General features: G+C 36.7%; 26 protein-coding genes. 18 read left to right on the top strand and 8 right to left on the bottom strand.

Going from position 1 to position 23786, the window contains the following annotated elements; translation table 11 throughout:
- Positions 1 to 20: 20 nt before the first annotated feature.
- Together NYE67_RS04290 and NYE67_RS04295 are read left to right on the top strand one after the other, a co-directional pair.
- Positions 21 to 407, top strand: coding sequence for a YlaH-like family protein (locus tag NYE67_RS04290; RefSeq protein ID WP_445683365.1), 387 nt, complete (start codon positions 21 to 23; stop codon positions 405 to 407).
- A gap of 125 nt (positions 408 to 532) precedes the next feature.
- Positions 533 to 1171, top strand: a complete 639-nt coding sequence (locus tag NYE67_RS04295; RefSeq protein WP_340729309.1) for a fucose permease — start codon at positions 533 to 535, stop codon at positions 1169 to 1171.
- Between the two features lie 73 nt (positions 1172 to 1244).
- Here the strand turns inward: NYE67_RS04295 and NYE67_RS04300 are convergent, their stop codons facing one another.
- Positions 1245 to 1448: a YlaI family protein gene (locus NYE67_RS04300; protein ID WP_191698537.1), complete on the bottom strand. Its 204-nt coding sequence runs from the start codon at positions 1446 to 1448 to the stop codon at positions 1245 to 1247.
- Between the two features lie 12 nt (positions 1449 to 1460).
- Positions 1461 to 1961 carry a peptidyl-prolyl cis-trans isomerase gene (locus tag NYE67_RS04305; RefSeq protein WP_191698536.1) on the bottom strand — a complete coding sequence of 167 codons (501 nt, stop codon included), beginning with the start codon at positions 1959 to 1961 and terminating at the stop codon, positions 1461 to 1463.
- 171 nt (positions 1962 to 2132) lie between these two features.
- Here NYE67_RS04305 and NYE67_RS04310 point away from each other — a divergent pair, with 171 nt between their 5' ends.
- The 3 genes from NYE67_RS04310 to pyc are packed head-to-tail and all read left to right on the top strand — an operon-like array spanning position 2133 to position 7099.
- A complete protein-coding gene (locus NYE67_RS04310) occupies positions 2133 to 2414 on the top strand; it encodes a YlaN family protein (protein WP_191698535.1) in 282 nt (93 codons plus the stop codon).
- A 60-nt stretch (positions 2415 to 2474) separates the two neighbouring features.
- A complete protein-coding gene (locus NYE67_RS04315; RefSeq protein ID WP_340727132.1) occupies positions 2475 to 3647 on the top strand; it encodes an FtsW/RodA/SpoVE family cell cycle protein in 1173 nt (390 codons plus the stop codon).
- 17 nt (positions 3648 to 3664) lie between these two features.
- A complete protein-coding gene (gene pyc / locus NYE67_RS04320) occupies positions 3665 to 7099 on the top strand; it encodes a pyruvate carboxylase (protein WP_340729310.1) in 3435 nt (1144 codons plus the stop codon).
- Positions 7100 to 7176: 77 nt separating this feature from the next.
- Here pyc and NYE67_RS04325 read toward each other — a convergent pair whose 3' ends face one another.
- The gene (locus tag NYE67_RS04325; RefSeq protein WP_340727134.1) at positions 7177 to 8088 is read right to left on the bottom strand and encodes a COX15/CtaA family protein; all 912 of its coding nucleotides are present in this window, start codon (positions 8086 to 8088) and stop codon (positions 7177 to 7179) included.
- 692 nt (positions 8089 to 8780) lie between these two features.
- On the opposite strand from NYE67_RS04325, the gene coxB reads away from it, so the two are divergent.
- From coxB to NYE67_RS04355, 6 genes are all read left to right on the top strand, one after another.
- Positions 8781 to 9851: a cytochrome c oxidase subunit II gene (coxB, locus tag NYE67_RS04330; protein ID WP_191698531.1), complete on the top strand. Its 1071-nt coding sequence runs from the start codon at positions 8781 to 8783 to the stop codon at positions 9849 to 9851.
- 41 nt (positions 9852 to 9892) lie between these two features.
- Positions 9893 to 11833 (top strand): cytochrome c oxidase subunit I, encoded by a 1941-nt coding sequence (locus NYE67_RS04335; RefSeq protein WP_339215420.1) that lies wholly within the window; start codon positions 9893 to 9895, stop codon positions 11831 to 11833.
- Positions 11833 to 12459: a cytochrome (ubi)quinol oxidase subunit III gene (locus NYE67_RS04340; RefSeq protein WP_340727135.1), complete on the top strand. Its 627-nt coding sequence runs from the start codon at positions 11833 to 11835 to the stop codon at positions 12457 to 12459. Before NYE67_RS04335 ends, NYE67_RS04340 begins: the two co-directional genes overlap by 1 nt.
- 1 nt (position 12460) lies before the next feature.
- Positions 12461 to 12811 (top strand): cytochrome C oxidase subunit IV family protein, encoded by a 351-nt coding sequence (locus tag NYE67_RS04345; RefSeq protein ID WP_340727136.1) that lies wholly within the window; start codon positions 12461 to 12463, stop codon positions 12809 to 12811.
- Positions 12812 to 12982: 171 nt separating this feature from the next.
- Positions 12983 to 13897, top strand: a complete 915-nt coding sequence (gene ctaG, locus NYE67_RS04350; protein WP_340727137.1) for a cytochrome c oxidase assembly factor CtaG — start codon at positions 12983 to 12985, stop codon at positions 13895 to 13897.
- Between the two features lie 78 nt (positions 13898 to 13975).
- The gene (locus NYE67_RS04355) at positions 13976 to 14437 is read left to right on the top strand and encodes a DUF420 domain-containing protein (RefSeq protein WP_340727138.1); all 462 of its coding nucleotides are present in this window, start codon (positions 13976 to 13978) and stop codon (positions 14435 to 14437) included.
- On the opposite strand, the gene NYE67_RS04360 is transcribed toward NYE67_RS04355, so the two are convergent.
- The gene (locus NYE67_RS04360) at positions 14434 to 14709 is read right to left on the bottom strand and encodes a hypothetical protein (RefSeq protein ID WP_340729311.1); all 276 of its coding nucleotides are present in this window, start codon (positions 14707 to 14709) and stop codon (positions 14434 to 14436) included. The genes NYE67_RS04355 and NYE67_RS04360 overlap by 4 nt on opposite strands.
- Before the next feature lie 38 nt (positions 14710 to 14747).
- Complete coding sequence (locus tag NYE67_RS04365) at positions 14748 to 15104, bottom strand: YugN family protein (RefSeq protein ID WP_191698525.1); 357 nt, start codon at positions 15102 to 15104, stop codon at positions 14748 to 14750.
- Between the two features lie 150 nt (positions 15105 to 15254).
- Here NYE67_RS04365 and NYE67_RS04370 point away from each other — a divergent pair, with 150 nt between their 5' ends.
- The 3 genes from NYE67_RS04370 to NYE67_RS04380 are packed head-to-tail and all read left to right on the top strand — an operon-like array spanning position 15255 to position 18352.
- Complete coding sequence (locus NYE67_RS04370; protein WP_340727139.1) at positions 15255 to 16304, top strand: CAP domain-containing protein; 1050 nt, start codon at positions 15255 to 15257, stop codon at positions 16302 to 16304.
- Positions 16305 to 16359: 55 nt separating this feature from the next.
- Positions 16360 to 17847 carry a UDP-N-acetylmuramoyl-L-alanyl-D-glutamate--2,6-diaminopimelate ligase gene (locus NYE67_RS04375; protein WP_340727140.1) on the top strand — a complete coding sequence of 496 codons (1488 nt, stop codon included), beginning with the start codon at positions 16360 to 16362 and terminating at the stop codon, positions 17845 to 17847.
- Positions 17848 to 17905: 58 nt separating this feature from the next.
- Positions 17906 to 18352 carry a YlbF family regulator gene (locus NYE67_RS04380; RefSeq protein WP_336045828.1) on the top strand — a complete coding sequence of 149 codons (447 nt, stop codon included), beginning with the start codon at positions 17906 to 17908 and terminating at the stop codon, positions 18350 to 18352.
- Between the two features lie 70 nt (positions 18353 to 18422).
- Here NYE67_RS04380 and NYE67_RS04385 read toward each other — a convergent pair whose 3' ends face one another.
- A complete protein-coding gene (locus tag NYE67_RS04385; protein ID WP_340727141.1) occupies positions 18423 to 19331 on the bottom strand; it encodes a glycerophosphodiester phosphodiesterase family protein in 909 nt (302 codons plus the stop codon).
- A 278-nt stretch (positions 19332 to 19609) separates the two neighbouring features.
- Here NYE67_RS04385 and NYE67_RS04390 point away from each other — a divergent pair, with 278 nt between their 5' ends.
- Positions 19610 to 19882 (top strand): YlbG family protein, encoded by a 273-nt coding sequence (locus tag NYE67_RS04390; RefSeq protein ID WP_191698520.1) that lies wholly within the window; start codon positions 19610 to 19612, stop codon positions 19880 to 19882.
- 4 nt (positions 19883 to 19886) lie between these two features.
- Here NYE67_RS04390 and NYE67_RS04395 read toward each other — a convergent pair whose 3' ends face one another.
- Positions 19887 to 20276 (bottom strand): DUF7147 family protein, encoded by a 390-nt coding sequence (locus NYE67_RS04395; protein WP_191698519.1) that lies wholly within the window; start codon positions 20274 to 20276, stop codon positions 19887 to 19889.
- A 52-nt stretch (positions 20277 to 20328) separates the two neighbouring features.
- Between NYE67_RS04395 and NYE67_RS04400 the strand changes: the two genes are divergently transcribed.
- Genes NYE67_RS04400 through coaD form a run of 3 tightly spaced genes read left to right on the top strand, consistent with a single transcriptional unit; the run spans position 20329 to position 22823 of the window.
- On the top strand, positions 20329 to 21744 hold the full coding sequence (locus NYE67_RS04400; RefSeq protein ID WP_340727142.1) for an RNA polymerase II: 1416 nt from the start codon (positions 20329 to 20331) through the stop codon (positions 21742 to 21744).
- Positions 21745 to 21768: 24 nt separating this feature from the next.
- Positions 21769 to 22341, top strand: coding sequence for a 16S rRNA (guanine(966)-N(2))-methyltransferase RsmD (rsmD, locus tag NYE67_RS04405; protein WP_340727143.1), 573 nt, complete (start codon positions 21769 to 21771; stop codon positions 22339 to 22341).
- Positions 22338 to 22823, top strand: coding sequence for a pantetheine-phosphate adenylyltransferase (gene coaD / locus NYE67_RS04410; protein ID WP_340727144.1), 486 nt, complete (start codon positions 22338 to 22340; stop codon positions 22821 to 22823). The genes rsmD and coaD overlap by 4 nt, the downstream gene beginning before the upstream one ends.
- Before the next feature lie 69 nt (positions 22824 to 22892).
- On the opposite strand, the gene NYE67_RS04415 is transcribed toward coaD, so the two are convergent.
- On the bottom strand, positions 22893 to 23771 hold the full coding sequence (locus tag NYE67_RS04415) for a hypothetical protein (protein WP_340727145.1): 879 nt from the start codon (positions 23769 to 23771) through the stop codon (positions 22893 to 22895).
- Positions 23772 to 23786: the final 15 nt, after the last annotated feature.

A 23786-nucleotide genomic window follows, 5' to 3' on the forward strand; every position in this document is an offset into this window, starting at 1 on the left:
TCAATAAGGAAGGTTGAATGATGTTGGCTGTGTTAAGTAGCTATTTAAATTTAGTATTACTAGCATCTGTATCTAGTAGTGAAAATGAATATGTCTTTAATCGTATGTCAGGGATTACAAGTTATTTATATCAAAATTTACCAAACTACGACATGGCTGGTTATGTAACATTTATTCTCGTGTTCCTTATGTCGGCAATAGTTTATAAACTAGGCTTTGCAAAAAAACTAACATTAGGAAGAAATATCGTTATTTATGCGTTCCTGTTTATTGGATGTATAGTATTAACCTTTTTAGCGTTATTCCTACCGATGATTGAAGGTTTAATTGTTGCTGCTTTAATTTTAATTGTTTATAAATCACGCTTATGGCGCGAAAAACGAGAAGAAGCAAAGCAGGCTAACTAATATTTTATTGAGGTGTGTTAATTTAACACACCTCTTTATTTATAAGTGTGTTTTATTTGATACAGCTACAATGAAAGCGCTATAATTCACTAATGGGGATAATAAATTAAATGGAGTAGTGGAAAATGAATTTTACTAAAAAACAAGTTATTATTACAGTTGCTATAGCGCTAGTTATTATATCATGCATTATATTCGTACCTGCTGTACTTACAGCAAAAAACGAGGATAATGCGGCAGCTGAACTAAGCGATATTTACGATGATCAATTTGTTGTAACCAAATCGACAGCACCTGCTATTGGTGATGATTTTGAAATTACCGTCCAATCGGAAACGACAAAAACAGTATACGATTTTGAAGTAAAAGACGGCGAATATTTTGGCGAATACTTTGCTGAAAATGTTAACATTCAGGTTAACGAACTAATTCAACCGATTGTGGGAGAAGAAATTTTAGTTATGTCCAATGTATTCCAGGATGGCTTAAAAGAAGAAGCGACTTTGGAAGAAATAAATGTCGAAAAAGCGACAGTACATTTAGTGGTGGATGAAGATGTTTCAGAAGATACAGCCAAGCAGATTGCAGATGCATTAAAAGCTCAATTTGGTGAAATTGCAGTTTCAATAGAAGCATATGTTGTTGATGAAGAACGTGTATTTGAAGGGGTAAAAACAGAAGTAGCCAATTTCTTTCAGTTAAGCAAAATCAATGCGCAAAGCTTTATCGATTTCAAGTTCCACAATCAGTCATTTGAATTTTAATTATAAAAGATAAAAAAATATCAATTTTCTCATGGTAGAGAAAATTGATATTTTTTGTTTTGTTCCCGACTCTTTAAAATTCTTCATCAAATTTAGAAGATGTTCTGAAGAAACGGAAATTTCCTGTTTCAATCCGTTTCTGTGTATTATCCGTTATGCGTTCTGAGCATGGTGGACACATAAACGTATGAATAGGGCGATTTCGCAATTTTTTAGCTAAAGGTAGATCGTTTGGCAAATCATGTAGTGTATCACAAATGACACATTTTACACGCATCACGAATTCCTCCTATTGAATACGAATCGCACGCACATTTTTTATTGGATTTTCAACATTCGAACCATCTGCAAAAATTACATGTACAGGACCGTCCTCGTTAAGTGGTTTCCCGTCCTGGCTAAATTTAAAAATAAAGTTTTCAGCCTGTTGCAATGGGAAAACAAACTCTTCATCTGTCGTACATTCGAAAACGACTTCGTTTGCACCATCTGTAATTTGTGCATTATTTAAAAATGGCTTAATTTCCATTCCGAACGTTCCAGTAAGCATACCTTTTCGATCAAATTTACGCTCTGTTTTTAAAGTCGGCGGAAATACAGCACCTTCCATAATTTCGCGTGACCAGTGTGCACCCATATCACGTAAGTATTTTTCATTATCTTCTTCAACTTTTTCCGAAGCAAAATATGTTTTCAGATTCAGTTTACGATCATCAAAAATCCATACGGTAGGATCTAACGTCAATTGAAATTTGACCGCACCTTTTATAGGAATGATTGTTTCGACCATTTGTAAGTCCCCCCTAAACTATTTTCCTTCATCATTATAACGCTATTCCAGGTAGAAAGAAATATAATTGAATTGAATGCAAAACATACAAAGACACTTGCATTTTTGAATGTAAAAAGATACACTTTACTAAGATAGAATCGAAGAAATATCATAGATGGGGGCGTCCTCATGGATACGAAAGCACAAGCTTCCTTTCAGGAAAAAGCATTAGAGTTGTTAACTGCGGATGCAGATAAAATTGCTCGATTAATTCGCGTACAAATGGATAATTTAACTATGCCGTCTTGTCCGTTATATGAAGAAGTATTAGATACACAAATGTTTGGTTTATCGCGTGAAATAGAATTTGCTGCAAGGCTCGGGCTAATTGAGCGTGAACAGGGAAAGAGAATTCTCGATTCTTTAGAGAAAGAGCTTTCTTTATTACATGATGCGTATACAGACAAATAAAAGAAAACTCAAACGCTACATTGCGGTTTGAGTTTTTTTTTCAAAGAAGAGGTTTATAACATGAAGCATTATTTTAAAAATTATTTTCGCAATTTTGATTATGGGTTGTTGTTCGTTTATATTTTGTTAATGTTATTTGGACTTGTTATGATTTATAGTTCAAGTATTTGGGTTTCTATTATTCATTATGAAGCAAACCCTAATCATTATTATAATCGCCAGCTCGTTAATATAGTTTTATCGTTAATTTTATTTACGGTCGCTGTCATTATGCCCTATAAAAGGTTATCCGATAAATCTATATTAGGATTTTTGCTGGCAGTTATGTTTATACTAGAGTTATGGCTTATAATTGCCGGCAATAGTGTTAACGGTTCAAGAAGTTGGATTAACATGTTCGGCCTTATGAATTTCCAACCATCCGAATTTGCCAAACTCTTTATTATTATTTTCTTTGCTGGAACTTTTTACCGTAAAAGTGTGAACCGTGGTTCGATGCAGCTACTTACATTTGATGATGTGTCGTATCCATTGGGCATGTGGCTATTTATCGTACTTGTTGTTGGTTTTGAAACCGATTTAGGCGCACTGGTCATCATTGTCGCCATTGCACTTGTTGTTGTTATTACAAGCGGTCTTAAGGGGAAGACGCTCGGGAAAATTTTTGGATTATTATCGGCATTGGGTGTTGTCGGAATAATCGGAATTTTAATCTTTAAATGGGACACCGTTTTCAATGCGAGTCGTAGAGGTCGTATTACTTCCTTTTTAGATCCTTTCAGCGATCCGCTCAATTCAGGATATCATGTTGTGAACGGCTATTATGCAATTGGTGCAGGAGGCTTGGAAGGACGTGGGCTCGGGCAATCGATTCAAAAGCTAGGGTATGTACCGGAACCTCAAACCGATTTTATAATGGCGATCATTGCCGAGGAATTAGGGATTTTTGGTGTTTCAATTGTTATAATTGGATTAGGCTTTATTGTTTTGCGCGGTTACTATATTGCGATGGCAACAAAGGATCCGCTTGCAAGAATGTTAGCGGCGGGCATTTCTACATGGATAGGATTACAAACTTTTGTTAATTTAGGTGGATTATCGGGACTTATCCCGTTAACCGGAGTAACGCTTCCTTTTATTAGCTATGGCGGTACTTCTATATTATTGCTTTCAATAGCAATGGGGATACTTATAAATGTCTCCACACATCACAAATTGGAAAAAAGAAAGTAATTGGGGGACGAGGAGAAATGAAGTCGATTAAAAAGATTCTAGTTGCAAACCGAGGCGAAATAGCCATTCGTATTTTACGAGCATGTAATGAATTACATATTAAGACGGTAGCGATTTATTCACGTGAAGATAGTGGTTCGTATCACCGTTATAAAGCGGATGAAGCTTATCTTGTCGGTATGGGGAAAAAGCCGATTGATGCATATTTGGATATTGAAAGCATCCTGAAAATTGCCAAAGATGCAAATGTCGATGCAATTCATCCGGGGTACGGCTTTTTATCGGAAAATGTCGTATTTGCTCGACGTTGTGAAGAAGAAGGTATTCAATTTATTGGTCCTACTTCTGCACATCTTGATATGTTTGGGGATAAAGTGAAAGCACGTGAACAAGCAATTTTGGCTGATATTCCTGTTATCCCAGGTACAGATGGACCCGTAGATAGTTTACAGGAAGTCGAGAAATTCAGTGAAAATTATGGCTTCCCTATCATGATTAAAGCAGCTCTTGGCGGCGGCGGACGAGGTATGCGTTTAGTAAACTCGAAAGAAGAGCTTCAATCTTCATATGAACGAGCGAAATCAGAAGCAAAAGCAGCATTCGGCTCGGATGAAGTATACGTAGAAAAGGCCATTATTAAGCCGAAACATATTGAAGTGCAAATTATCGGTGATACACACGGTAATATTGTACATTTATATGAACGGGACTGCTCGATTCAACGACGTCATCAAAAGGTCGTTGAAATCGCACCGTCTAATTCAATTTCTGAACATTTGCGCAATGAGATTTGCGAAGCAGCCGTTAAATTAATGAAAAATGTAAATTATATTAATGCAGGTACTGTTGAGTTTTTAGTGGCGGATGATAAATTTTATTTCATAGAAGTAAATCCGCGAATTCAAGTTGAACATACAATTACAGAAATGATTACCGGAATTGATATTGTCCATGCTCAAATTAAAGTAGCAGAGGGCCGTGACCTTCACTCGAAGGAGGTTGGTGTACCTGCTCAAAATAAAATTCCACTTTTCGGATATGCGATACAATCTCGTGTAACAACAGAAGATCCGGCAAACAACTTTATGCCAGATACAGGTAAGTTGATGGTATATCGTTCAAGCGGTGGTTTTGGTGTACGTTTAGATGCAGGGAATGGTTTCCAAGGTGCTGTTGTAACACCTTACTACGATTCATTGTTGGTCAAAATTTCAACGTGGGGTATGACGTTTGAAGAAGCGGCAGCAAAAATGGACCGTAACTTGCGCGAATTCCGTATTCGTGGGGTTAAGACAAATATTCCTTTTTTAGGCAATGTAGTATTGCACAATAAATTTTTATCAGGAGAATTTGATACGAGCTTTATAGATACAACGCCTGAATTATTTGAATTCCCGGAACGCAAAGACCGTGGAACAAAACTATTAAACTATATCGGTAATGTAACTTTGAATGGTTTCCCAGGCGTTGAGAAACGTACGAAGCCAATATTTGTACAGCCAGAAAAGCCGAAAGTGGATATTTTAATTCCTTCACCTTCAGGAACAAAACAAATTTTGGATTCGCATGGCGCGGATGGACTTGTAAAATGGATTAAAGAGCAGGAAGATGTACTATTAACAGATACAACTTTCCGTGATGCACATCAGTCACTGCTTGCTACACGTGTACGTTCCCAGGATATGCTTGAAATTGCGGATGAAACATCACGTTTAATGCATAACTATTTCTCGCTTGAAATGTGGGGTGGCGCAACATTTGATGTAGCATATCGCTTCTTAAGCGAAAACCCATGGGACCGCTTGGAAAAGTTACGTAAAAAAGTACCGAACGTTTTATTCCAAATGTTATTGCGTGGAGCCAATGCAGTAGGGTATACGAATTACCCGGATAACTTAATCCGCGAATTTATTCAGGAGTCAGCAACTTCTGGAGTGGATGTTTTCCGTATTTTCGATTCACTTAACTGGATTAAAGGAATGGAAGTAGCAATTGATGAAGTGCGTAATAGCGGAAAAGTTGCAGAAGCGGCGATTTGTTATACTGGAGACATTTTAGATGATTCACGTGCAAAATACACAGTTCAATATTATAAAGATATGGCAAAAGAGCTCGAAGCAACAGGTGCACATATTTTAGCAATTAAAGATATGGCAGGCTTACTTAAACCGCAAGCAGCATATCGCTTAATTTCAGAGCTTAAAGAGGCTACAAGTCTGCCGATCCATTTGCATACTCATGATACGAGCGGGAACGGAATTTATTTATATGCAAAAGCAATCGAAGCAGGCGTAGATATTATAGATACAGCATTAGGCTCAATGGCTGGTTTAACATCACAGCCAAGTGCCAATTCTTTATACTATGCGATGAAAGGCTCAGATCGAAATGTAAGAGCCGACATTGAAAGCTTGGAAAAGCTATCATATTATTGGGAAGATGTACGTAAATACTACGTTGACTTTGAAAGCGGTATGAATGCACCACATTCTGAAATTTATGTCCATGAAATGCCAGGTGGCCAATACAGCAATTTGCAGCAGCAAGCGAAAGCTGTAGGATTGGGTGACCGTTGGGATGAAGTGAAATCGATGTATTCACGCGTAAATTTAATGTTTGGAGATATTGTGAAAGTAACGCCTTCTTCAAAAGTTGTGGGCGATATGGCCTTATTCATGGTGCAAAACGATTTAACAGAAGACAATATTGTTGAGCGTGGGCAAACGATCGACTTCCCTGAATCAGTAATTGAATTTTTCCAAGGATATTTAGGTCAACCACATGGAGGATTCCCAAAGGAGATACAGCAAGTTGTATTAAAGGATCGTACACCAATAACAGTAAGACCAGGAGAGCTATTGCCACCGGTTGATTTTGAAAAATTGTCGGAAGTGTTAACAGAAAAGTTCGAACGTACACCATCTAAACAGGATGTACTTGCATATGCATTGTATCCGAAAGTGTTTGAGCAATATATGCAGGCGGTAGAATCATTCGGTGATGTTTCTGTCCTCGACACAGCAACTTTCCTATATGGTTTAAGGTTAGGTGAAGAAATTGAAGTAGAAATCGAAAAAGGAAAAACGCTGATTATAAAACTTGTTTCGATCGGAGAGCCGCAACATGATGGTACACGCGTTCTTTATTTTGAAATGAACGGTCAATCTCGTGAACTAGTTATACAGGATTTAACAGTTGAAGTAGATGGCAGCATTGCGTTGAAGGCTGATCCTTCTAATCCTAATCAAATAGGTGCAACAATGCCGGGAACAGTATTAAAAGTTGTGGTGAATAAAGGAAGCTCGGTTAAACGTGGTGAGCATTTATTAATTACAGAAGCCATGAAAATGGAGACGACAGTACAAGCACCAAAAGATGGTATCGTGAAAGAAGTGTATGCTAAAGCAGGCGATGCTATTTCAACAGGTGATTTATTAATAGAATTGGAGTAATAATAATAAAAAGCGCAGCAAATTTGCTGCGCTTTTTGTTTTGAAATTGATTTGTTCTACTATTCTATTTTTGTTTTTTACTTTGACCTCGAAACTATCATTATTAAATAACATAATAATCCGAATAATAGGGTAATCAATAAAGAATGCATTAAAGATACAAACAATTGCAGTTTTAAAAGTACTACTAGCATCCCGGCGATCACTTGCAAAATAACAATTGAAAGGGCAATAATCCAGCCCCAATAAATAACGCGTTGCTGTTTATAGTTTCTAATGACATGGATGGCAATATAGGCTATCCAAATAACAAATAGTAAAACTGCAAAACGGTGACCCATTTGAATCCATTCGTACATATTGTAAGGCAATGCAAGTGGCTGATCATTGCGGCAGAATGGCCAATCCGGACATACAAGGCTTGCATCAGTATGGCGCACTAGAGCCCCAGTATATACAACGATATAAGAATATAAAGTAACGCATATTGTATGTATTTTTAATTTCTTGCTCATGTGTAAGCGGTCAGCATCAAATTTTTTGTCGACCTCAAATACTATTAAAGTAAGAAGTAGAACAGCAGCAAAAGAGATTAATGAAATACCAAAATGCAATGCTAATATAAAGTCGCCTTGTCCCCACAAAACTTGGGCAGCGCCAATTAGCGCTTGGAGAATTAAGAAGAACATTGCTAAAAAGCCTAATAATTTTACTTCACGAATATGACCGAGAGCACGCCAAGTCCAAATAACTAAAATTAAAATGAAAATTGATACAGATCCCGTGACGAGGCGATGTGAAAATTCAATTAATACTTCTGTTGTGATTTCTTTAGGAATCAACGAACCATTACAGTCAGGCCAGTTTCTTCCACAGCCAAGACCGCTGTCAGTCTTTGTAACAAGTGCTCCACCTTGGAGGATGAGTAGCATACCGAGTGTAGACAATACAGCAAACCATTTTAAAAACTTATAATATTTATGATGCATATAGTGAGCCCACCTACTTTAATTTTCAGGTCGCTACAAAGAGCGTCTCTAGTTTAAGATGATAGCGAAAAAATGTTAAAAATACAACTTCAATCAAGGATTGTAATGTAAACGCATCCAGTTTTTCACAAATTGTTCATAAATTCGTCTCCTATCCTTCACAAATATTGGCAGAAAATGCATTACTATAAAGATGTTGTTTTAGATTTCTGTACGCTTCGACCTGTTTGACATGATGAAATTTGAAATTTCTCGAAACGTGTAGAAATCCGATACAAATTTAGATATAGTTATGGTAGCGGAATATGCTTACAAATTTGAAAGGAGTAGTAATATATTGGACACATTTACCATAGTGCATGTAACACTATAGCTTTAACGATAATGCTTCTAATAAGTTTTCTTGCACTTATAGATTGAAATTGGTAATCAAAACCAGTGAAGACTTAAAAGAAGATTAAAAGTTAAATAGTCTAGATCGCTTCTCGCCATGCCAATAGGACGTGAGAAAGATTCACTTATTGAAGAAGACAGCAGGTAAAGGTGCAACCAAAATTACAAAAACCTTCCTCATACGTAGGCGAAATTTTGTAAAAGATGGCATGATTCGCTGCCAACATGTGGGGACTCTTATAATAAACAGTCCCAGTTACACATGAAAATATAATGAAGAAAGAGGGGTTTAATAAGCTATGATGAAAGGGCTTAAAAAATGGCGATTATTTTCGCTATTAACAGTAATGACAGTATTCCTTTCAGCATGTGGTGAAGAATATATTTCAACTCTTCGCCCAGCAGGTGCGGTCGGTAAAGAGCAATTAGATATTTTAATATTAGCTATTTGGATTATGACATTAGTAGTAGTTGTAGTATCGGCTATCTATTTAGTAGCATTCTTCAAATTCCGCCGTACAAAAGTTGGCGAAAACCATATGCCAAAGCAAGTGGAAGGTAGCCACACATTGGAAGTTATCTGGACAGTTATTCCAATTATTCTATTAATAATCTTAGCTGTACCGACATTAACCTATACTTATAAATTTGCAGATGTAGCTGCAATGGATGAGGTAGACGAAGAAGGTAATAAAACTGCACTTACAGTAAATGTAACGGCAAAGTTATATTGGTGGGAATTTGAGTATCCAAACCAAGGAATTATTACAGCTCAAGAATTAGTAGTTCCAACTGGAGAAAAAGTATACTTCAACCTAATCGCATCTGACGTAAAGCACTCGTTCTGGATTCCTGCAGTAGGCGGTAAGATGGATACAAACGTAGATGGCATTAATAAATTCTATTTACAGTTTGATAAAGAATCTGCAGGCTTAAATGATGGAGAAGGCGTATTCTACGGTAAATGTGCTGAATTATGTGGTCCTTCACATGCATTAATGGACTTCAAAGTTAAAGCGCTTGAGCCAGAAGCATTTAATGCTTGGGTAACAGCAATGCAAGCAACAGAAGGTCAAACAGCAGATAGAGAATCATCTGATATTGGTGAAGCAACATTTGCTAACTCTTGTTTAGGATGTCACGCAGTATCGGCAGTTGCCGGTAATGGTCTTGGCCCTAACTTAACAACATTCGGTGATCGTAACCGTGTTGCTGGTTTCTTAGAGCATACTGCAGAAAATACAGCAAACTGGATTAAAGATCCCGAACCTTATAAGCCAGGAAACACAATGACTGGAACTTATAATGTTAGCCCTGAAGAAGCAGAAGCAATTGCTGATTATTTAATGACACTATCAGTAGAAAAGTAGTTATACACAATTAGAGAGAAACTTTGAAGGAGGTTAATGTTGTGAGCTCTGTTACACAGAAAAAGGGCTTCGGGGCACATGTATGGGACTATTTAACAACGGTCGATCATAAAAAGATCGCGATTATGTATTTAGCAGCCGGTACACTGTTCTTCGCAATTGCAGGATTTGAAGCGTTACTTATGCGTATTCAATTAATGTTCCCAGAAAGTACATTCATTTCTGCAGGCCTATTTAACGAATTATTAACAATGCACGGCACAACGATGCTATTTTTAGCAGCAACACCAATTATATTTGCATTTATGAACGCGATCGTACCACTTCAAATTGGTGCGCGTGACGTTGCATTCCCGTTTTTAAACTCATTAGGATTTTGGTTATTCTTTATTGGTGCGGTATTCCTTCACCTGTCATTCTTTTTAGGTGGAGCACCTGATGCAGGTTGGACTTCGTATGCATCATTATCTTTATACTCACCGGGCCATGGTATTGATTTCTATATTTTAGGTCTACAAATTTCTGGTGCGGGTACGTTAATCTCGGGTATTAACTTTATCGTAACGATCATTACGATGCGTGCACCTGGTATGACGTTCATGCGTATGCCACTATTTACTTGGACTACTTTAGTTTCAAGTTCATTAATCTTATTCGCTTTCCCTCCACTTACAGGTGGATTATTCTTAATGTTAGTTGACCGTATGTTCGGAGCAAATTTCTTCGACCATACAATGGGTGGTAACACAATTATTTGGGAGCATTTATTCTGGATTTTTGGTCACCCGGAAGTTTATATTTTAGTATTACCAGCATTCGGTTTATTCTCTGAAATTATTCCAGTGTTTGCTCGTAAACGTTTATTTGGATACTCTTCAATGGTATTCGCAACAATCTTAATCGGTTTCTTAGGGTTCATGGTATGGGCCCACCACATGTTCACAGTTGGTTTAGGTGCTACTGCGAACGCAATCTTCGCTGTTGCAACAATGGCGATCGCTGTTCCGACAGGGATGAAAGTATTCAACTGGATTCTTACTATCTGGGGCGGTTCAATTAAAGTTACAGTACCAATGCTATATGCACTTGGTTTTATCCCGTCATTCGTTGCGGGTGGGGTAACAGGGGTAATGCAGGCAACTGCACCACTTGATTACCAATTACACGATTCTTACTTTATCGTAGCCCACTTCCATTACGTAATTGTTGGTGGTATCGTAACAGCATTATTCGGTTCAGCACACTTCTACTGGCCGATTATGTTTAACCGTGCATTGAATCCGAAACTGGGCGTACTTACTTTCTGGATATTCTTTATTGGTTTCCATTTAACGTTCTTCGTACAGCACTTCTTAGGATTAATGGGTATGCCACGTCGTGTATTCACGTACATGGGTGGTCAAGGTTGGGATTTATTCAACTTTATTTCATCAATCGGTGCTATTATGATGGGTATCGGGGTAATAATATTAGTAATCGATGTATTATTATCGATTAAATCTGAGCCTGTTAACCGTCGTGATTACTGGGGCGATGGTCGTTCTCTTGAGTGGGCAATCGAAACTCCGCTACCATTCTATAACTTTAAACAAACTCCACTTGTTCGTGGATTTGATCCTTATTGGATTGAAAAAGAAGAAGGTAACAAAGAAGGTATGGTCTATGCAGAGCCACTAGGTGAAATTCATATGCCAAACAATTCAATTTTACCGTTTATTATGTCAATTGGTACGATGATTGCTGCATTCGGTGCGTTATATAGCCCATGGGGTGATCAAGTTCAGGCAGGTACAGCTACTGGGGCTCCTGCAATAGTTTCATTAGCATTAATTATCGGTGGATTAGGTTTAACGATTGCATGTATGATTATTCGTTCATTCAAAGATGATTTAGGATTCCATGTAACGGTTGCTGAAATTGAAAGTATTGAAGCGGATTTAGCTAATTACCGTGCAACAGGTAAAAAAGGGGGTAACAAGTAATGGATATTAATCAAAAATTTACTCCACAAACTTGGCCAAAACACCCTGAACAAGCTACATTGGAAGGGAAAAACAAGTTAGTTGGACTTTGGATTTTCCTAGCATCGGATACAGTATTATTTGCGAGTGTATTTGCTACATATATCGCACTTAAAGACAGCGGTCCAGCAGGTATGACATACTTTGCAAAAGATCTCTATGAATTACCATTAGCGTTTATTATGACGATGCTGCTTCTTACATCTTCATTGACATCGGTATATGCAATGTACCATATGAAAAATTACAACTATTCAGGTGTTCGTACTTGGATGGGGATTACAGTTCTTTTAGGCTTAGGTTTCTTATGCTTGGAAATTTACGAGTTTTACCACTATGTCCATATTGGATTTGGTTATACACAATCTGCATTCTCCTCTGCATTCTTTACACTTGTAGGGATGCATGGGCTTCACGTAGTCATTGGTTTAGTTTGGATTACAGGATTAATCATCCGTAACAGTAGTCGCGGATTAAACTTATACAATGCACCGAAGTTCTTTGCCGCTTCTTTGTACTGGCACTTCATTGACGTTGTATGGGTATTCATCTTTACAGTAGTATATCTGATGGGAGTGTTGGGATAATATGGGACACGGAACTCATGTAGAAGTACGTACTCAAGCACAATATGAATATGATAAAGCTCATTCAAAAGCTCATATGCGTAAACAAGTAGTAAACTTTGCGATCATGATTTTCTTAACATTTATCGCATTTGCTGCTGTACTAGCAGATTTTTCACCAACTTTTATTATTCCAATTATTTTATTATTAGCTGGAATACAAGTGGTTTTGCAACTATACGCATTTATGCACTTAGAAGATCGCTCAACTCATATGGTTGGCGTAATTGAATTCTTTATTTGGAGTGCAGCCTTCATCGCGTTTACGTTCTTCGTAGCGTTTACAACAATTATTTGGTGGGGTAACTACTAATTTAAGGCGTCCTTAGCGAAAGCTAAGGACGTTTTTCTCATTTTTAGCAATTTTATATTATAAACAGTATTAAAAATATATGTTTGATTCAAACAATTGTCATAGTTCTTTCATTGAAGTTGGAGAAATTGCCATCTATAATGAAATTACTGAGGTTAAAGGAGCGGTCATATGCCGATAAGTATATTTGGTTTTCAAGCATTATGGAGTCCCTATTTAATTATGGGCTTACTAGTCATAACAATTTTTTATTTTTTACTAACAGTCAAGTGGCAAGGTAAATTTAAAGAAAGTGAACCATTAAAGAAAAACGAGGCAATATATTTCGTTCTTGGAATCATTTCTTTTTATATTATTAAAGGATCTCCAATTGATTTGCTTGGCCATATCATGTTTACGATGCATATGGTACAAATGGCATTTTTATTATTATTAGTTCCGATCTTATTTATAAAAGGAATTCCATGGTGGGTTTGGAAGGTAGTCGTGGAGGCGCCAGTTTTCCGGACAATTTTCCGTATTTTCACTAAACCGTTAGTTTCGATAGTAGTATTTATTGGTCTATTTTCGGTTTATCACCTGCCCTCTGTTTTTGACACGATAAAACTAAATGAATTTTATCATTTAGCTTATACGTCGATTTTATTTATTTCCGCTATTTTTATGTATTGGCCACTATTAAATAATGTGGAAGGTCAGCATGAAATGAAAAATATGAATAAATTAGCTTACATTGCATCGAATGCGGTTTTAATTACACCTGCCTGTGCTCTTATTATTTTTGCTACAAGTCCAATGTATGGTACATATAGCAATAGTGATATGTGGCTGAAGGCAATGGAATTATGTGTACCTTCAACAACATTGTCAGGGCTTACGTTATCAGGTCCAGAGTTATTCTCAAATATGGATTTAATAAGTGACCAGCAAGTTGGCGGTGTATTGATGAAAATAATTCAGGAAATTATTTTCGGCGTTATTTTATTCAAGATTTTCCGTAGATGGTGGAATACGGAACGTAAAAATCCAGAGGAAATTACTGAAAATGCTTTAAAAGAGTTCCAAAATAGAACACGCTATCAGTAATATGATAAGCTATTTGTACACTTTAGAAGCAACAAATAATTGAAATTGGATATATTATTTTAGATTGGGGATTTGAAAATGAATGTACCTATTTTACCGACAATAAGCACAGCGTTTATCGTCATTAGTGCGGTGCTCGTTGCGATTGGTTGGGTATTAATTGCAAAAAGGAATATAGAAGCACATAAAAAAGTGATGATGGCAGCTGGTGTATCAGCTTTGATTTTCTTTATAATTTACGCATCACGTACAGTATTTATTGGTAACACTGCATTCGGCGGTCCAGATGAACTAAAAGGATATTATACATTCTTCTTAGTATTCCATATCACCTTAGCAACAGTTGGTGCAGTGTTTGGAATTACAAGCTTACTTTCTGGATATAAGAATAACCTGAAGCTTCATCGCCGTATTGGTGCGATTACAAGTATTATTTGGTTCTTCGTAGCTATTACAGGTGTGGCTGTATATTCTCTGTTGTATATTATTTATGAAGGCGGAGAAACAACGTCTGTAATTAAAGCCATTTTAGGCTTCTAATCAAAAGAGGCTAGGACATAAGTAATTTTTAATTGAGCAGAATTTGCGGAAACAGCAAAATTTGTTTTGCGACGAGTAACCGCAGGAGCAATTATTTTTTCGACGAGTAACCGCAGGAGCACCGACGCCTGAGACGTTCGTGTAAGGCCGTGCCCGCGGAAAGCGTACCCGGAACGGAAACCAATTTTTCGCACAACAAAAAAATACAATTTTTCTCCACGGAGAAAAATTGTATTTTTATTTTGTCCCAACTTTTTTCCTTTTAAACTCAAAATAAAAAAGCTGGATAGTTGCCAGCTTTTTAAAAGGATTATATACCGTATGCAGCAAGTTCTCTACGAACATCTGATAATACTTTTTCACATTCTTTTACAAGGTGGCCAGGGAATACTTCATCTGTGTATTCAACGCCGTGTGGATAATAGTATTTTCCGATTGCAGGCTTATTAATGTTTAAAGTGGCATTAAGAGCACCTACATCACCTGATACTGCGTTACAAAAAACACGTAAATAAAAACGGCCTTCACGGACATCATAACAACGGTCAAATGCCATACGGTCATAATCCCATGCACCATGGCACTCTAAACCGAATTTGCCCATTACCGTCGTTAAAACTTCTTGATCAACCTTTACATTTTCGAGTTGTGTGTCTTCAAAATACATTTCGTAATCCTCCTTTTGCCTAACATACATAAGTATATGGTCAAATTTAATAATAGAACAAAATGGTAATCGATGCAATGACAACATTGTGTCATCGTCACCAAAATTGGTATAATTATACTAAGTAAAAAAGTGTGAGGGGGGACTTCTATGAAGGTGATGTTTCAAATATTAATTGTAGCGACATGTCTTGTAATTATCGTCTATTATACCGAGGGGAACTCACCACAAACGGAATTATTGGAAGGACCGCCTGTCATAACAAAACCGATTGCTGATGTAGAAACACAACAGAGAGATATTGAAAATCTACCGCGTCCGACAACTGGTATTTCTACATTTATCGGGAAATCACCAAAGGATATTCTGGAAACTTATGATCGACCTAATCGCATTGATCAATCAGAATTTGGCTATGAATGGTGGATTTATAATGTAAAGAATGAGCTGTTAATGGTTAGTATAAAGAATGAGAGAGTAAACCAAATTTATACGAATAATATGAGCTTTCATATAAATCCCTTTGAAATAGGGCAAACATTGGATGAGATTTACCGAACGACTGTTTTTGGCCAGGAAATTACTGTGGAGATTGATGAAAATATGTATATCTTTGCAATGAATGAACAAGATTTGCATAATAGAATTTTAGTTAAATATGAAGATTTATATGCTCAACTCTATATAGATGGGGTCACAAAACAATTGCATGGGGTGCGCTTTTTAGATGGCGAAACACTCGTATTACATAAACCTTATGAAATGCAGTTTTTTGGAGAACTCTATGAAGCAAGTACTCCTTCAAGCTATATGCAAATTGATATAAACTTGGCTAACAGAAGGCAATTGACCGACTTGGCGAATTCCTTTCGTATAAAATATGACCTGCCAGCATTATTGCCGTTAGACACGCTCTCCTCATTGGCCAGTGAAAACAGCGAGGATATGTTTTTACAGATGATGGAGGTTTATACGGCTGATGGAGAATATTCAATTGAACAGCAATTAAATGAAATACAGCAGGAATATGAGAAGCATGGAGTGAATGTTGCGGCAAATTATAAAGATACAATCGAGGTATTACACGGCTGGCTAAACTCCAAAGAGCACCGTGCACTATTGACAGATAACCAATTTACGCATATTGGTTCGGGGGCTTATATGAATTACTTTACGCAACTTTATGTTCAGCAAAAATAAAATATTGAAAATTAAACGCTGCATTTGTAGCGTTTTTTTATTGTCTTCATAAAGTATGGTAAGGAGTGAAACCGTGCAAATTGGAGAATTAATTAAAGATTGGCCTTGCACTATGAAGGGCTCCATTAGAGTGGAAATAAATCGAGTGGAAGATAACGCCAACCATATTTTACCTGGAGATATTTTTATTGCAAGGAAGGGAAATAAAACGAGCGGTATTTCTTTTATTGATAGTGCTTTGGAAAAAGGGGCCGTTGCCGTAGTTGTAGATGATGAAGCGTATTTTAATACGTCTGAATTATCAGTTCCGATTATTTGGGTACCAAATTGTTTAAGCTTTATAGCCTATGCGAGTGCAAAAATGTATCATTTCCCTGCTGAAGCATTAAAGGTAATTGCAGTGACAGGAACAAATGGCAAAACAACGGTCACGCATTTTATAGGGCAAATTTTGAATCACCTTAATAATAGAACAATGGTAATTGGAACGAATGGTGTTTTTATAAACGGAGAAAAAAGCTATCCGGAAATGGAATCATTAACTACGCTGCAGGCAAAAAATATCCATTTTTTATTCAGTGAAGCAATCCGTCTTGATATTCCGTATGTCATTTTAGAAGCGTCTTCTATAGGATTGGAAAAACATCGTTTGGATTATTGTGATATTGATATCGGTATTTTTTTAAATGTAACAGAAGATCATATTGAAGACCATGGAAGCTTTGAAAGATATAAAATGTCGAAGCAAATTTTAGCAACATTGGCTAAAAGAAATATTATTAATAGTGATGACAGTGTTTGTCGTTCAATTGGTTTAGCAACTAAAGGCAAGCGTATTTTCTTTGGGAAAGGGAGCCATGTCGATTATTTTCTGCAAACGCTGGTCGATGGTCCATCTTCCACTACGTGCTGTATTCAACATAAAAAAGAAAAGCATATTGTGAATATTCCTTTAGTAGGAGACTATCAATGCAGTAATGTTCTTGCCGCTATTACGTGTGTAAACCAATTAGATTTTCCTTTGGGGGATATTTGCAGCGCGGCTCAAAAACTACTATTGCCAGAAGGAAGATTTGAAAAGGTAGAAAATCAATTAGGTATATCAATCATCGTGGATTATGCTCATACACCTGATGCAATGAAGATGATCTTACAGACATTAAAAAAGCATACGACAGGCAGATTAATTGTTGTATTTAGCTGTGGAGGAAACCGGGACCGGGCTAAACGTCCGAAGATGGGAATGATCGCCTCAATATATGCGGATTATATTATTTTAACGACTGATAATGCGCGTGATGAAAGTCCACAGCTTATTAATAAGCAAATTCGGCAAGGCTTTTCTTCAACGCAATCCTATATTGAACGATTGAATCGAAAAGAAGCAATTGAACATGCACTAAACTATGCAGAAGCTGGAGATACAATCGTTCTATTAGGAAAAGGTCATGAAAAAACCCAGCAAATCGGTGATAAACAGAAGTATTTTTCTGATAAGGCGTTTGTCCGGGAGATGGTAAAACAATTGGAAAAGCGAGTTTAACAAGATTGATTTTCCTTTCATTTCTGTTATGATTAAAATGAGATGGGAGGAATAAACAATGCTCATGACTTCTGATTGGGTTTTTATTTTAGATGAGGTCGATGAATTAAGTGCGATGATCCTTTCTTCTAAACAAGCCGAAAACTTACGCCTTGCAAAGCAAGCAGTATATGAGGATATAGAATTAAGCGCACAAATTATGGCCTTTCAACGTTTAAAAGATCAATATGAGGATGTACAGCGCTTTGGCAAATATCATCCTGATTACAATACAATTATGAAAAAAATCCGCACAGAAAAGCGTCGGATTGATATGATCGAACAGATTGCGACATTGAAGGTTGCAGAAAATGATTTTCAAGATTTACTGGATGAAATTAGCTTGATTATCGGACGCTCCGTTTCTGAAGCAGTTAAAGTTCCGGTAAGCAATCCCTTTTTCGCGAGTAGTTCTTCTTGTGGCACAGGTTGTGGCACAGGTGGAGGATGTTCTTGTTCGGCTTAATAATAGAAACACAAAAGCTCCCGTATTTTTAGGGAGCTTTTGTTTTATACAATTTTGCAATAGATGCGTATTACTGTGAAATTTTTTGAATTAATACTTCAGCTACATCCGGGCGATTTGTTACAATTCCCATTGCGCCTTGACGAAGCAGGCGGTTCATCGTCACTAAATCATCTATATCGCTATAAATTGTCGGTACATTTAATTCCGATAAAAACTTTACAAAACGCGGTGAATCAAAATTGAACACGCCCTGTTTAAGAGGGACTACAAATAAATCAACTTTCGGATGATATAAATGGCCGAATTGACTTGTAAATGAAGTCATTGCCTTTTTAATATCTCCCTCACCTGCACCTAGTGCGATGCGGTTTTGTGCATACAGATTGAAGCGGTCAATTTGTTCGCTATAAGGGCTAGAAACGATAATTTGATATTGAATATCTAATTCTTCTATTAAACGCCATAGTTTAGAAGGCATTAAACTTCCTTCATACGTATCTGGACTATCCTGAATGTTAACGATAAACAATTTGTCCGGATAGGATTCAAACAACTCTCGTAACGTAACTGCAGTAACATGTTGTTCCCTATAAGGGAATGAACCTTCTAAATCCTCAAAATTATAACCAATATTAAACTCTTTTAATTGTTCGAATGTAAAGTCTTTCACAAAACCAGAGCCATTTGTTGTACGATCTATCGTTTCGTCATGAAAAGCAATAATTTCCTCATCTTTTGAAAGACGGACACTGACTGTAAAACCATCGACACCAATTTTTTTAGCTTGATCAAAGGCAAGCAAAGAATGTTCAGGTGCTAAACCAGCTCCACCGTGTTGTGCGATAATAATTGGACGTTCAAATTGCAATGCTTCTTTTGATTCACGTTTTTGTGGTTTCGAAATCGCTTTTGTTCCTGCCCATGCCGCTGCGCTTGCCGCAGCAATTGCTAAAGCAACTTTTGTTTTCTTTCCCATTAAATTCGTCCTCCTCTGACCGTACATTGTTCATTGTAAGTTAGGTGCAAAATATAAGGTGTTGAAATCTTAGATTAATATAGCGTGTTCATAACACGCTACTATTTTCCATTATAACGGAAAATAAGTGCAACTGTCTAAACTCTGTTGCTAACAAATTGTACATTTGGTATGCTTTTATTGGATAAGAAGGTAGAAAAACAGAGGGAATTTGCAGAAATTTGTTGTATGAATTGGCTAAATATAAATTTTTTTATAGAAGAAATGGGGAGTTTTCCATGAATGAAAGACAAGGGTTAATTATATACGTTCATCAATTAAAGCACGCGAAGTCGCTAAGAAAGTATGGACATGTAAATTTCATCTCAAGAAAATTAAAGTATGTTGTAATTTATTGCAATCGAGATGAAATTGAAACGCTGAAAAACAAATTACAACGTCTTCCATTTGTGAAAGACGTTGTAGAATCATACCGTCCATTTGTAAAAAATGAATTTGAAAATGCAAAGCCGGATAAAGCAAAAGAATACGATTATAAAATCGGCTTATAATAGCTTATTGCATTGGTGGTATATAATGATTTAATCGTAAAATTCCAATTAGGTATTGATAAAATTGATTTTTTTCCGAAAAAATAGATGAGTGTTTAATTTCGAAAATATTTTCCTGCTGTCCAGCTTCCTGGACCGTTTGTTTAAATATTTGGATTCGCTTCGAAAGTTTTTCCTCATTGTAGGGAATCCCTTCGCGGCAAATATAAATTGGCATGAATTTGCTTTCACCTGATGGTTTAAATGCAACGGCAAGTGAAGCAACAGTAGCACCCTCATGGTTCGCAGTAAAAATGAACGCGTTATGGAATCGAGGCTCATTGGTTTTAATTAGTTCACAAAGCTCGTAAATATCTCCGTAGCCTTGACCTAGTTCGATAAATTGCTGAATCAATTATAGCACATCCTTTCTTTACAATAGTATCATGATGCAGGAGGATAGGCACATGAAAATTGCCGTAAGTATTTTTTCATTTTTAGCCGTATTAATTGGAACTGTGCTTTTTATGCAGTTCCAAGTTTATTCAGATGAAGTAGGGAGTGTAGATAAAGGGTACAATTATTCTCAAGAAATTGAAATAGTATATCGAGGGGAAAGCTTGGATATTCGACAACATTTCAAAAACTTGCCGAAAGAAGAGCTAACAATAGAATGGCCGATCAGCTCGACTAACCCGAATTGCTTTATAGAAAATGAACATAGCTGTGCACGCTTAAGTGAGGACTCTAAGAAGTTTAAAGAAGGGGAAACGAGGGCACAATCTATTTCCTACGTTATTCCATTGGAGAACGGGCTGCAGTCGAGAAAGTTAATGAAAAATGTATTTGCCTCATTAAAAGGTGGCAATGTTCAGTTTTCAACAATACATATTACGACGGAACAGGAAATTGAAGGTCAGTGGGTAACAGGATTACCTTTAATTGGGGAGCAAAAACTATCTTTAGTCAACTATTCTATGTTCAGTGGGGAAGGTCCCGTTAAAGATTTATTCTGGCAAGATGGCGGATTTGAATTGCAAAATAAGATAGGCGCTTTATCCATCTATTCTAAAACTCCATTAAAGCCAGCATTTTATGAAAAATTGGAAAATGTAAAGTTTTTAAGTGAAGGGCATTTAGCTGTTATTAACGGGACAAACATCGATGGTATGGAAGGATTCCGAATGCTCTTTTTGCCAGACATTACCGTAGCGAAAGTACAGCAAAAGGTCATTATTTCTCAGCTTGAAACAACTTATGATTTTGGAGAGAGTCCACACTGGCTTAAAGAGATGGTCGCATCATTTTTAACTGGTACGATTTTCGGAAGTGAAAAAACGAAATATATTTCTTCGACAATTACCGCTCAAATGACGGATGATCAGTTAGAAGAATGGAGAGAGCGTTTACGTGAAATGGAAGACGAAGCTCTAAACGTGGAATCATTGGATGCCCTATTGTCTGAAGTTTTAGGAGCTTCTACAAAATTTTTAACGATGAATGCCCAAATGGATAAGCGATACCCATTTTTATATAATGATCCAAGAGAAATTTATGTGAACTTAAAAAAACAATCCGATGTTCAGGTCGTTTTGAAAGATGCCGAAGTTCTATATTCTGCAGATTCATTATTAAAACATTTAGGGTATGATGTGAGTATTGGGGAAAATGGGTATTATGTTACGAGTGAGACTCGTGCTTTCCGATTCCCGAATGATCCGGGATTCTATGTATTCAACCAAAGACGATACAATACGGTTTCACTGCCGGTTAAACAAGTTGCGGGACAGTACTTTATTGAAGAGTCATGGTTACAGCGTCTATTTTTAGTCGAAATAAATAAATCGGAAAATCGTCTTACAATTACAGAACCTGGAAATTAGTTATTAGAAAGTTTGGTGGAAATCATGCGCGTTGTTGCAGGAAATAGAAAAGGTATGCCTTTAAAGGCGATTGCGGGAAATACGACACGTCCTACTACAGATAAAGTAAAAGAATCCATTTTTAATATGATAGGACCATTTTTTAATGGTGGCACAGCGGTGGATTTATTTGCAGGTAGTGGAGGTCTTGGGATTGAAACGCTAAGTCGCGGGGCTGCGCATGCTATATTTATCGAGAAGGATGCACGGGCTTTTCAAGTGCTACAGGAAAATATAAAAAAATGCCGCTATGAAGAGATATCAGAACTTTTCAGAACAGATGCAATGCGTGCGGTAAAGGCATTACTAAAAAGAGATATCGTCATTGACTATCTGTTTGTGGATCCACCCTATCATAAAAAGGAATATTATGATTTAGTGGAGACGCTTGTAGAAGGCGGGAAATTGGCCGAAGATGCTATCATTATGTGTGAACATTCTACAGAAGTGACATTGCCGGAAAAATATGGGGTCTTCAGCCTTGCAAGGCAAGAAGTTTATGGCAGCACAATCATTTCGATTTATCGTTATGTAGAGGAAGAGGGAGAAATCGTTTGACAGAGAAAATTGCAGTAGTACCTGGAAGTTTTGACCCAATAACAAATGGCCATATTGACATTATCCGCCGTGCAGCAGATGTATTTGATATTGTATATGTTGCTGTATTGAATAATTCATCAAAGAATCCATTGTTTTCGATTGAAGAACGTACCGCATTAATATCAGAAGTGACAAAGGATTTGCCGAATATTCGAATTGAAACTTCATCGGGACTGCTTATTGATTATGCACGCGAAAAAAAAGCAAAAGCAATCGTCCGTGGGTTGCGGGCTGTTTCGGATTTTGAGTATGAAATGCAAATTACATCGATGAACCGTGTGCTTGATGAAAATATTGAAACGTTCTTTATTATGTCAAAGAACCAATATTCTTTTTTAAGTTCCAGCATTGTAAAGGAAGTAGCGAAGTATGGCGGTAAAGTGGGCGAGCTTGTACCATCTGTCGTCGAAAAAGCATTAAAAGAAAAATTTAATCACTAATAAAAGCTTTTGCGGACGAGAAAAATTCTCCGCAAAAGCTTTTTTTGTGGAATTTCCGCCAAATTTCTTCTATAGAAAAAATAAAGCAAATAAGAGTGGGATGACAATGCTGTATAGAACCCGAATCATAATATAAGGACGTATGGCAATGTTGGCAGTGCGTGCGATGACGATTACTTGTAAGTGAATACTTAAACTTTGAGTAGTTAATAATACGACTGTAAAAAATAACAGCATATCACCGTACAAATGTTGATGAAGCAAAAATAAACCATTTGTCATTTCAAGAAAGCTTGCAATTGCAAGTTCCAAATAGGCAGGAATTGAATCAAATACGACTTCAACACTATGTAAAAACACGTGATAAATCGTTGTGAAAAAAATAATTGTTGTTGCTACAATTAAAATAGTCGGAGCACTCTCCCGAACACTTGTAGTAAAAGGGGTTGGGTCCTTAGGTACTCTTTGAACTTCATTGGAAAGTGTAGGGACATTTAAATATACGATGATTAGCAAAATGAATGAAAAGCTATGTAAAAGAATTAAATATTGCCAGCTAAGTGTAGAAGAATTTAATAGGTCACTACCGACGAATCCAAATAAAAAAAGAGGGCTTGGACAATGGCATATTCCGAGTAAATAGGCTGCTTGCTTTTTTGTAATCGAATTACGCTTCACGAGTTGCGTAATTGTCGCTGCACCTGTAGGATATCCCCCTATTGCACTGATTCCATACGTCTGTAAAAATACAAGAAAAGATATATTTTTATGGGAATGCGTTAATTTTAGAAGCCAATTTGTTAATACTAAATAAGGTAATAAGTACGGAAATAAAGCTTCCATAAATAGACTGACGCCAATATCTGCACCTTCATGAGTAATTTCCGGGAAAAATAATAATAAACTAATTAATGTAATACATAAAAGGATTGTCCAAATAATTTTCATCCTTTTCAATATTTT

This window comes from Solibacillus sp. FSL W8-0474 (assembly GCF_038004065.1).
Classification (GTDB): Bacteria; Bacillota; Bacilli; order Bacillales_A; family Planococcaceae; genus Solibacillus; species Solibacillus faecavium.